This is a genomic window from Pseudobacter sp. (assembly GCF_051955275.1).
Taxonomy (GTDB): domain Bacteria; phylum Bacteroidota; class Bacteroidia; order Chitinophagales; family Chitinophagaceae; genus Pseudobacter.
This window is the reverse complement of the sequence record NZ_JBQCGW010000182.1, coordinates 21,913-32,743: the sequence shown is the minus strand read 5'-3', so window position 1 is coordinate 32,743 and position 10,831 is coordinate 21,913. Positions and strand designations below refer to the sequence as shown.

Annotated in this window: 8 protein-coding genes; 2 read left to right on the top strand and 6 right to left on the bottom strand. The window is 48.0% G+C overall.

The features are described 5' to 3' along the window. Positions 1-1,946: DNA topoisomerase (ATP-hydrolyzing) subunit B (gene gyrB / locus ACTHMC_RS15640; RefSeq protein ID WP_440414390.1), on the top strand; the 1,946-nt coding region annotated here is incomplete at its 5' end. Positions 1,947-2,112: 166 nt separating this feature from the next. Here the strand turns inward: gyrB and ACTHMC_RS15635 are convergent. Then, entirely contained in the window at positions 2,113-4,356 is a 2,244-nt protein-coding gene (locus ACTHMC_RS15635; protein ID WP_440414388.1) for a hypothetical protein, read from the bottom strand. A gap of 207 nt (positions 4,357-4,563) precedes the next feature. On the opposite strand from ACTHMC_RS15635, the gene ACTHMC_RS15630 reads away from it, so the two are divergent. Then, positions 4,564-4,767, top strand: a complete 204-nt coding sequence (locus ACTHMC_RS15630; RefSeq protein WP_440414386.1) for a hypothetical protein — start codon at positions 4,564-4,566, stop codon at positions 4,765-4,767. Positions 4,768-5,030: 263 nt separating this feature from the next. Here the strand turns inward: ACTHMC_RS15630 and ACTHMC_RS15625 are convergent, their stop codons facing one another. The 5 genes from ACTHMC_RS15625 to serS form a co-directional block, all read right to left on the bottom strand. Next, positions 5,031-6,230 carry a DUF1501 domain-containing protein gene (locus ACTHMC_RS15625; protein WP_440414384.1) on the bottom strand — a complete coding sequence of 400 codons (1,200 nt, stop codon included), beginning with the start codon at positions 6,228-6,230 and terminating at the stop codon, positions 5,031-5,033. Positions 6,231-6,251: 21 nt separating this feature from the next. After that, positions 6,252-7,721 carry a DUF1800 domain-containing protein gene (locus tag ACTHMC_RS15620; RefSeq protein ID WP_440414383.1) on the bottom strand — a complete coding sequence of 490 codons (1,470 nt, stop codon included), beginning with the start codon at positions 7,719-7,721 and terminating at the stop codon, positions 6,252-6,254. A 312-nt stretch (positions 7,722-8,033) separates the two neighbouring features. Beyond that, positions 8,034-8,681: a hypothetical protein gene (locus ACTHMC_RS15615; protein ID WP_440414381.1), complete on the bottom strand. Its 648-nt coding sequence runs from the start codon at positions 8,679-8,681 to the stop codon at positions 8,034-8,036. Positions 8,682-8,700: 19 nt separating this feature from the next. After that, positions 8,701-9,369 (bottom strand): hypothetical protein, encoded by a 669-nt coding sequence (locus tag ACTHMC_RS15610; RefSeq protein ID WP_440414380.1) that lies wholly within the window; start codon positions 9,367-9,369, stop codon positions 8,701-8,703. Between the two features lie 186 nt (positions 9,370-9,555). Next, positions 9,556-10,824, bottom strand: a complete 1,269-nt coding sequence (gene serS, locus ACTHMC_RS15605; protein ID WP_440414379.1) for a serine--tRNA ligase — start codon at positions 10,822-10,824, stop codon at positions 9,556-9,558. Positions 10,825-10,831 lie beyond the last annotated feature (7 nt).

Here is a 10,831-nt window from a genome sequence, read left to right as displayed (position 1 = left end):
CCAATAGCGGATATGGTGCAGATAGTATACACGTATTAGAAGGTCTGGAAGCAGTGCGTAAGCGTCCGGCGATGTACATTGGCGACGTTGGCGAAAAAGGCCTGCATCACCTGGTATATGAGGTGGTGGATAACTCCATCGACGAAGCCCTGGCTGGATATTGTAAGAATATCACGGTTTCCATTCATGAAGACAATTCTATTTCTGTACTGGATGATGGCCGCGGTATCCCCACCGGCATCAATACCAAAGAAAAGAAGAGCGCCCTGGAACTGGTAATGACCGTTCTTCACGCAGGTGGTAAATTCGATAAAAATACCTACAAGGTTTCCGGGGGGCTGCACGGTGTGGGTGTGAGTTGCGTAAACGCATTGAGCACTGTTCTCCATGTAACTGTACACCGCGAAGGAAAGATCTTTGAGCAGGAATACAATATCGGAGTTCCTCAGTATGAAGTTCGCTCCATCGGCACCAGCGATATCACCGGTACCAATGTACATTTCTGGCCCGATGCATCCATCTTCACTACTACCCTTTACAAGAAAGACATCCTCGAAGGCCGTCTCCGTGAGCTGGCTTACCTGAATAAAGGCATCCGCATCATCCTGAACGATCTCCGTGAGAAAGATGATAACGGCGAACACTATACTAAAACCTTCTACAGTGAAGGTGGTATCGTGGAGTTTGTTGAGATGCTCGATAAAAATGCAGGCCGTACCACCCTGATCCCTACAGTGATCTTTGTAGAAGGAAGGGACGAAGCCTCCAATGTAGCCGTTGAAGTGGCCATGACCTACAACGACAGCTACCACGAACATATCTACTCTTACGTAAATAATATCAATACCATCGAAGGTGGTACGCACGTATCCGGCTTCCGCCGTTCCCTTACACGCGTGTTCAAAAGCTACGGCGATAAGAACAACCTCTTCGAAAAAGCAAAAGTAGAAATCGAAGGTGATGACTTCCGTGAAGGTCTCAGTGCTATCATCTCCGTGAAAGTGCCTGAGCCCCAGTTTGAAGGTCAGACTAAAACAAAGCTCGGAAACAGTGATGTAATGGGCGTTGTAGACTCTACCGTTTCAAAAGTACTCATTCAGTACCTCGAAGAGAATCCCAAAGAAGCCAAGAATATCATTTCAAAAGTGATCCTGGCTGCACAGGCGAGAGCCGCTGCACGCAAGGCCCGGGAAATGGTACAACGTAAAAGCGTTCTCAGTGGTGGCGGCCTGCCCGGTAAACTGGCTGACTGCTCCGACCGTGACCCTGATCGTTGTGAGCTGTTCCTTGTCGAAGGTGACTCGGCGGGTGGTACTGCCAAACAGGGCCGTAACCGTAACTTCCAGGCCATCCTGCCACTCCGTGGTAAGATCCTGAACGTGGAGAAAGCCATGGAGCATAAGATCTATGAGAACGAAGAGATCCGTAACATGTACACGGCCCTCGGTGTTACCGTAGGAACTCCCGAAGATCCCAAAGCACTCAACCTCGTTAAGCTCCGTTATCACAAACTCATCATCATGACGGATGCCGACGTGGACGGCAGCCACATCGCAACCCTGATCCTTACCTTCATCTACCGTTATATGAAAGAGATGGTAGAACAGGGTTATGTATATATCGCACAACCACCGCTTTACCTGGTGAAGAAAGGAAAGGAATCCGCTTATGCCTGGAATGAAGAGCAACGCAAGGCACTTACTGAGAAATTAGGCAACGGAAAAGAAGACAGCGTGAATATCCAGCGATACAAAGGTCTTGGTGAGATGAACGCAGACCAGCTCTGGGAAACGACCATGAACCCGGACACTCGTACCTTGAAACAGGTTACTATCGAAAGCGCTGCTGAAGCGGACCTCGTGTTCAGCATGCTGATGGGTGATGAAGTAGCACCGCGCCGTGATTTCATCGAAACACACGCCAAGTACGCGAAGATCGACGTATAAAATTTTTCCAGATAAAACCAAAAGCAGGCTGTTGAGTAAACAGCCTGCTTTTTTTTATGAGGATCAGGGTCTGCCCGGGAGCTCGCCTCTGGCGACAAAGCGTTCGCCGGAGGCGACCGGATATCAGTCACTCGCGGGGACGCGAGCGAATGCTCTCCGATAGTAGCTACTTTTTCTTCATGATCAAGGGCTGCGGCCTTATCTTCTCAGTTACAAAGAAGAACTGGTGCAGGGCCGTTGCCCTGGTATGAATGAAGCCGTTCTTTACTTCCGCTTTTGAATAAACGGGTTGAAGGCTTTTGAAACTGCCCATCATTTTCTGAGCGTTGGAAACAATGCCAACCGGAATTTTTACCGGAATGCCTTTGCCGGTGGAACTGCTGTCTTTCCAGACGGCATACACCACTTTCGCAGGATCCTTGCTATGCCTGAATTTGAAGAGAAACAGGCCACCGCTCGTGGAGTCGATTATCTCTCCGCTTCCATACCAGAACAAAGCACGACTGATCCCCTGATCATAATAATAGTTATCCCAGTATTTAGTTGAATCAAGCTGCCAGTCTTTGTTGTGATAGTACCAGAGATAACCGCTGCCACTGTAATTGGTATAACGTGATGATTTATTGGGAGCCTCATCATCCTTGAAGGCATATTGAACACGCTCGGCTTCCGAAGTGGCGGCGCCCATCAGTTTACTGCTGACCAGGAAGATGCCGAGGCTCTGTGCTTCGTTGAACCTGTCGTACTGCACAATGCCGAAGAGCGTGGTGTCATACATGCCGTTCTCGGTTTTTGTGCGAAGGAAAGATTTGTCAGCACCATATTCATTGATGGTAATGGGAATATAACCACGCCATTCGCGGTAGATGGAGGCAAGCGCTTTATGCTGGTCCTGGTAATAACCTTTATCTGAAGGGAAGGTGATATGACTGCCGGGTAGTTCACTGGTGAAAGGTCCTACTCCTTTTTTCAGACTGCCAGGATATGCATGAAAGCCGATATAGTCGATAGGAGGATGTGAAGTGTTGTAAGCGTATTGCAGGAATTTGATGACTGCGCGCTGGTATTGCACATCGATGCCGGCTGTACCAGGTACATAAATTTTGAAATTTGGGTCAGCGTTCTTTACGCCGTAACCCTTGCCCCACCTGTTTTTCCAGCCATCGATGGCCATCAGCATCATGCATCCGGTGCCGATGGGATCCAGCCATTGATTGGGGAAGTATACACCATTGAGCTCATTGCCGGGCTCAATGCCCCAATGTGTTCCGGATGCTTTGATATGACCATTCTTTTGCCTGGTGTATTGATCATCTGCATTGGGATTGCTGCCATATGCATAGGCAATGCTGTACATGTTCTTGCCCAATATGCGATAGCTAAGCGGATCACGGCGGTCGGCTGAGGTGTCATCAACCGGCCTCCAGCTGGTGGATTTCGTTTGTTGGAGCAGGTGAGTGGCAGGTCCCATCATCTGGTAGTACATTCTTCTGCCCTTCATCACGGCCATGCAAGCTGAGTCGTAATATTCGGATGAGGAAATATCTTTCTGTGGCTGCAGCACCAGGGTATCATAATGAAAGCGGTTGGTCTGCTGAAGTCCTTTACGCATGATGGTGAAACTGTCGCAATCCTTTATGGGGAACACATTATAAAAGTTGGAACCGGTGAGGTTGCGGATGATCTCGCGGCGCGAAGCGGCTTTGGCCACCACTTCATCGGATGCATAATTGAAAGTGGTATCGCCTGTTCCGGTTGGTTCACCGTAGAAAATGATACCGGTGATATTGGTCTCGGGCGCCATCCAGTATCCGCCTTCCTGGTAGAACATCTTTCTCCAGCGAACGCTGGTGAGAAAATACTGAACGGTGGTATCTCCTTCCCAGACTTTTTTCCATTCATATTTACGACCCTGGGTGATGATGCGGATGCCGGGATTGGTATTGTTCGTGTACTGGTAAATGTAAGTTGCGGACCGGGCGCTGTCACCGATTGTGATGTCAACGGTGTCCGGAACCGGGTTGGCAGGAGAGGTGCAGACCCATATCTCGCGTAACCGGTAACGTTGCTGAAAGTTTCCGGCAATGAGCCGGTGACGGCGGTAGCCATAATAATCTTCTGCTCCGATGGAGGTATTTCCACTTGTACTGTCTGCCAGAAAATTACCATTACGCGGGTCAGCCTGACTGTCGAAATAGCGGAATGTGGAGTAAGCCGCGCGGCCCCAGGAACCGCTGAAATCCACGATCATATTGCTGTCTAGCGGAATTTTGATCAGCCCTGCAGCGGATTTGAGGGATGGACCGGATTTTCCGGGCAAACTGTTGCTCAATAATTGCAGGCCCGGAATTTGTGCATGCAGGGTAAAGCCGGATAAGAGGACATAAAGGCACAAATGTAGAATCTTCATGGCGGTTTAATTTGATTTAGGATGACCGGAAGGTGCATATCCTGCATTTTTTTGTGGGTAAGTTTTTTCTGTAAACTCATTCAAAATCAATGCTGACAAGCCTTATATTGAAAAAATATGTATATTTAACTGTGCTTTGGTCTCTCTTTGGAGAACTTTTTGTAAAGTAAAACTATTCAATTTACTAACGTCTTAAATGATTTGACTATGGCAGACATTACGCTCACTGCATACAATGTAAAAACAAAGGAAAAGAATGTTCCTATCAAAGACGCAGTGATCACCAAGACCGCCAAGGGTGCTTATATGGCACAGGGAAATGATGGCAAAGGCAATAAACTCACTACTTTATTGGGTGAGGAGAAAGCGCTTGCCGCCATCAAAGCTGGCGTTGCCAAACAGGGCTGGTAAAATTTTTTCCGATAAAAAGCAACTGATGGGTATAAAAGGCCGCTGCCAGAAATGGCAAATCCTGATATGACTTTTCAGTTGTTTTTTATTTGTGGCATATCCAATGAAAAAAGCCTTCCTGTATTTCGATATCTCCATACAATGAAGGCTTTTGGTAAGCACAGTCTTTTTTGATAAGGTAATTTGGTTGAGCCAGGTGAAAGTAGGAAAGGAGAAATGGACGGGTAAAAAAGTTGGTCTTTAAATATACAACTTTTATTATATCAGACAAAATCAAGATAACTTAACTCTCTCCCCAGGATCTTCCTGTCATCTGCTCCCAGCCACTTGTTCAACAGGGTGGCATACACGTTCTTGAAATCCACTTTATGCTGCAGGTCGCCGTTCTTAAGATCATTCAGGTCCGGCATTGCATTCAGCAATCCTTTCTGTTTAAGTCCCCCGCTGATAAAGAACATATTATTGGCTGTACCGTGATCTGTTCCGCCGCTGGCATTCTGCGCTACCCTTCTTCCGAATTCTGAGAAGGTCATCAGCATCACATCCTGAAAGCGGTTATTCTGCTGCATGTCTTTTACAAAGGCGCTGATGGCTGCATTCATTTCAGTGAACAGCCTGCGCTGCTGGCCATCCTGACCAACATGGGTATCAAAACTACCGAGCGATAAATAATATACTTTGGTATTGATATCGGAGAAAATGAGTGAGGCGATGGTCTTGAAACTATTACCGATATCAGTAGAGGGATATACGGTGCTGGTGGGATGGATCTTACTTTGTTTGAAGATATAATCCGCGCTGCTCATGGTCTCTGCCATGGTTTTATAGAGATAGTCCACCGGTTGTTCATTATGATCATCCTGGTGGTTTTTGATCACTTCGCGGAAGAATTTCTCATTGGAAGTATTGAAGAGCCTGCGCGGATCTTTCATGGCGAGCCCTTTCACCTGCTCGCCCTTCATAGCCATGCTGAGCATATCATCCAGTTCCAGTGCCTGCGTGGGCTTGTCGCAACCCGCACATTGCGCATCCAGATACCTTCCTAACCATCCTGTGTCCACGAATTTGTCGCTATCACTGGCACTATGCCAGATATCCATGCTGCGGAAATGGGAACGGTCCGGATTGGGATAACCAACATTGTTGAGGATACCGAGACTGCCATTATCATATAGCTCCTTGAACCCGGTGAGCGCCGGATGCAGGCCTGCTTCATCCGTGAGTTGCAATGCATTCTCGCGGCTGATGCCGAGTTTGGGACGTACTTTATAATAGATATCGTTGCGAACGGGTATCACGGTGTTCAGGCCGTCATTGCCACCACTGAGTTGCAGTATCACCATCACTTTATTACCGGGAGGCACCATCTTCGGTGCTTCAAACGCTTTCATGAATTTGGGCAGCATCATGGAGGCTGTGGCCAGTGAGCCGATCTGCAGGAATTGTTTTCTTTTTAAAAGCATAGGAATTGCGTTTGGTACTGGTTAACAAAGTTGGTATTCTGGTGTGCTCATCAGCTGGATGGTAGCCGTTTTGATATAGTTCTCACGGCTGCTGGCGTCAACATATTTATCGAGTGTGTTTACAGTAACGCTGTTGCTGGTCTGCAGCACAGCGCCGCTGATGGAAGAAAGCAGGTTTTCCCGTGATACTTTCTCAAACAGTTTCGTATAGGCATCCCAGTTAACGGTAGCTGCTATCACCTGTCCGCCGCCTCTTTTCTGTGCAAAGGCCTTTATCTTTTGTTTTGAATCATCTTTATCCTTCATACCCATCATCTGATCATCATCATCTTTGGGTTTCAGGGTGAGGGTGTCTTCTGCATAGATCATTTGCGGGATGCGGAGACGGAGCATGAGTGAGGAACTGTCGATCCAGCTTTTTCCTCCGGGCCATCCGGCCACATTGGGTGGGTAGAAAAGCTGCTGTCCCAGGAGGCGTTGCAAAGTGATCTGCACTTCTTCATTGGAGATCTGCATGGGAATGGCCCTGCGGATGCCGGCAATCAGCAGCACGGGCGATTTGATGATGGCGCCCACATTGCGCTGGTCATAGAACCAGTCGCTGCTGAAGATATCATTGAGGAGTGCTGCAATATCGTATCCGCTTTTATAGAAGCGGTCTGCCAACCATTTGACCTGGTCTTCCTGTTCCGTTTCGTTAACGAAGTAGCGATAGATCTTCCGGGTAATATATTGCGCGGTTTGCGGATGTTCTGTGAGGATGTTGAGCACGTCGTCTCCATCGAAATTGCCGGATTTACCCAGTACTTTTTTCCTTCCGGTATCATGTTGTCCTTTGCGGAAAAGGAACTCCCCGGCAGGGTTGGAGCCCCAGCCGGTGAAGGCGCGGGCTGCCTCTTTGATATCGTCTTCGGTATAATTTCCGCGGCCCATGGTAAACAGTTCCATCACTTCGCGTGCGAAATTCTCATTAGGGCGGTCTTTCCTGTTCTGATTATTGTTGAGGAAGTTGAGCATGGCGCCTGACTTGCTCACTTCGCGCAGCAGATCGGGGAATTTTCCGAGTGCGTTGCGGCGGATCACATCCAGCAGTTGCTGCTGGTGTACAATATTAACGGTACGGCAGGCGAAATGTCCATGCCAGAAGAGGGAGGCTTTTTCGCGAAGCTGCTGCTCACTGTGCACCATCTGGTTGAGCCAGGTGATATTGAGGGCGCGGATGCCATCGCGGGATTTGTCGCGGATGAGTTTCCGCTGCTCTTCGTTCAGTTGCCTTTTCTGCCGGTACATCTCATCCATTCCCATGTAAATTTCCTTTACAGCGGGATCTGCCACATCAATATAAGCCGGTGTTTTTTCGGAGGCTTTGAACAAAGCTTTGATGAGTTTCTTATTGGAGTCTGCCGGGAGCTCTTCTGCCGGTAATGTATCCGGTCCGAAGCCTGCGCGCCAGAGGAGGTGCTGGTTTTTGAGCTGGTTGGAAATGCCCATGCGGAAAATGGTTTTGCGTTTGACGGATGTTGAAAGGGAAAGTTTAACAGAGCTTTTAATTTTGAGGGTCCGGGTAGAACCGGCAATCGCCGGTATAACAACTGCAACCACAGTGCCAAAAAGTATATTGCCATTACCCAGGGTGCCGTTGCCCGCGTCCCCGCGAGTGACCGATATTTGCTCGCCTCTGGCGAGCGCGGTGTCGCCGGAGGCGACGAAATATAAATAACTCGCCAGAGGCGAGCGACTGGGCATTGCGAAAAATGGGGCTGACCAAATGGTCAGCCCCGGCACCATATCTCCTCAAATATTTTACAGCAGAAACCTCACTCCCAGGCTAAAAGTCTGGCCATTGGTCAGGCTGCTGTTTGCACGGAATTGTTTAGTTGTATTGCTACTTGAATAATTAAGATCTGTCAGATGATTATCGGATTTACCGTACTGAACATTCAGTAATGGAAGGAATGTGGATTCCAGCATGATCTTTCTGTTCACGGAATACGCAACACCGGGTATCAGCGAAGCGTTCACGTTCCAGCTTTTATTCTTTGCCCGATAAAATGCATTATCGGAACGCACGAGCTTTCCTTCACTGCTGCCATACCCTGCCTGCGCATTTGCGAATGCATAGAATTTACTGGTGATATTCCAGTATTGACGGAGAAACACCGCGCCGGAAAACCCCGATGCCTTAAAGTTCCTGGTATCCAGGTTGCTTTTGCCATTGCTGTAGCCCAGGCTAAGACCCAGTACCAGATTGTTTTTCAGCGCATATCCGATAGCCGGACCAATGCTGATGCTTCTGATCCTGTCTTTCCCCATAGCGGGTATCTCTTCTCCCGTGCTATTGCTGTATTGAACTGAACCTCCCAGTAAAATGGATCCCTTTCTTATCTGGCCCCGCATAACGGATGATATGATGAGCAGGGAACATGTCAATAATGTATAGGTGAATTTCATACTTGTAAAATTTACAGGATTATTTAGAGAGGAGTACTTTAACACCGATGGTGAAGCTGGTGGTATTATCAAAACTGCTGATCACATCAAAGTAACGGTCCTTATTGAGTTTCTGATCATTCTGTTTGTTATAGTCGCTTCTCTTTGTGTACTGCAATGTAACCAGGTTCAGGAAGGTGCTTTCCAGGTGCACTTTTTTGCTGAGGGCAAATGAAAGTCCCGGGTAGATGGATGCTGAAACGATATAGCCTTTTTCATACGTGGAAGGTACGCTGGGAGGGTTAGTGGCGTAATCTCTTTTGAAGGCATCAAACCCGGCCCTGCCTTGCCCGAAGATGTAAAATCTGTCTACAATATTCCAGTATTTGCGAACAAATATACCGCCCCCTTTTGTGGAGGATTTAATCTTTCCGGGAGAAGCCATGCCACTGTATGTATACTTGTCTGTGGCGCTGTTCAAGGCAAGGTCTGCACCCATAAAAAGGTTGTCTGCCACAGCCATTGCAAAAGAAGGAGAAACGATGATCTCATTCTTTTTCAGTTCGTACGTAACACCAGCAGTTTTTGAATCCTGTTTGATGGAAGTGTATCCCAGGGATCCACCGAAGAGCAATGAGCCTTTTTTGATCTGGGCATGGCTCAATACAGAAATAAGGCTGCCTGCTATTGCAAGCGCAATGAATTTCATTTTCATTTTTTGATGAATTGATTTTAGAAAGATGGGAACAGCATAGCAGAGGGCTGGAACGGATAATGCTTACCCATTATGTATTTGACTGAACATTCAGACAAGACAAAATACACAGGCGTTGCACAAAAAAAAAATTGCGGCAATCCCTTGCCGCAACCTTTTGAGAAATATTAACTGAATCTGTTAAATCGATTTAAAACCGAGGTACTGATGCAGCACTTCGGGCATATTGATTCCGGACTCTGTCTGGTTGTTTTCCAGCAGGCATGCCAGGATCCTTGGGAGTGCCAGGGAGCTTCCATTGAGTGAGTGCAACAGGTGGTTTTTGCCATTGGCATCCTTGAACCTGGCTTTCAGGCGATTGGTCTGGTAAGCTTCAAAGTTAGACACAGAGCTCACTTCCAGCCATTTTTCCTGCGCAGCGGAATACACTTCAAAGTCGTAGGTCTGTGCAGAAGCAAAACCCATATCTCCACCACAAAGGTTCAGAATGCGGTACTGGAGGTTCAATGATTGCAGCAGCAGTTCAACATGCAGCACCATTTCTTCCAGCACGCTATAGCTGTTATCAGGATGAACCAGTTGCACGATCTCCACTTTTTCAAACTGGTGCAACCTGTTGAGGCCGCGTACATCTTTGCCGTAGCTGCCGGCCTCGCGGCGGAAGCAGGGAGAGTACGCGGTCATTTTTACGGGGAGGTCTGCTTCTTTCAACAGTTCATCGCGGTAGATATTGGTAACGGGAACTTCGCTTGTTGGTATCAGGTAGAATTTGTCTTCGTTCACATAATACATCTGTCCTTCTTTGTCGGGCAGCTGTCCGGTGCCGAAGGCTGATGCTTCATTCACCATAAATGGCGGAACGATCTCTGTATAACCTGCATTGCTGTTGTAATCCAGGAAGTACTGGATCAGGGCGCGCTGTAATCTGGCTCCTTTGCCGGTGTACACAGGAAAGCCGCTGCCGGTGATCTTGTTACCCAGTTCAAAGTCGATGAGCTTGTATTGCTTCGCCAGGTCCCAGTGGGGAACGGCAGTTTGTGGCAGGTTGGGTTTGGAGCCACCTTCGCGCACCACCACATTGTCTTCCGGTGTACGTCCTTTGGGAACATTGGCGGAAGGCAGGTTGGGGAGTTTCACGATGGACGCTTCCAGTTGTTGTTCAACGGACGCCAGTTTCTCCGATATCGGCTGAAGGCTTTGTTTCAGCGAAGGCACTGCCTGTTTGAGGGCTTCTGCTTCTTCTTTCTGGCCTTTTGCCATCAATTGACCGATCTCTTTGGATGCGCTGTTCACTTTTGCCTGGGTGGTATCGAACTCCAGTTGAAGTTTCCTGCGTTCATCATCCAATGCTATGATCTCGTCAACCAGCGACAGCTCCTGGAAATGTTTAACGGCCAAACGCTCTTTTACCTGTTCTGTGTGCTGTCTGATAAAGGGAACCTGTAGCATTATTCAA

Excerpts from the sequence above, each read along its gene's own strand:
- ACTHMC_RS15630 (WP_440414386.1), top strand. The coding sequence starts at position 4,564 with ATGGCAGACATTACGCTCACTGCATACAATGTAAAAACAAAGGAAAAG.
- ACTHMC_RS15625 (WP_440414384.1), bottom strand. The coding sequence starts at position 6,230 with ATGCTTTTAAAAAGAAAACAATTCCTGCAGATCGGCTCACTGGCCACA.
- ACTHMC_RS15620 (WP_440414383.1), bottom strand. The coding sequence starts at position 7,721 with ATGGGCATTTCCAACCAGCTCAAAAACCAGCACCTCCTCTGGCGCGCA.
- serS (WP_440414379.1), bottom strand. The coding sequence starts at position 10,824 with ATGCTACAGGTTCCCTTTATCAGACAGCACACAGAACAGGTAAAAGAG.
- ACTHMC_RS15615 (WP_440414381.1), bottom strand. The coding sequence starts at position 8,681 with ATGAAATTCACCTATACATTATTGACATGTTCCCTGCTCATCATATCA.
- ACTHMC_RS15610 (WP_440414380.1), bottom strand. The coding sequence starts at position 9,369 with ATGAAATTCATTGCGCTTGCAATAGCAGGCAGCCTTATTTCTGTATTG.
- ACTHMC_RS15635 (WP_440414388.1), bottom strand. The coding sequence starts at position 4,356 with ATGAAGATTCTACATTTGTGCCTTTATGTCCTCTTATCCGGCTTTACC.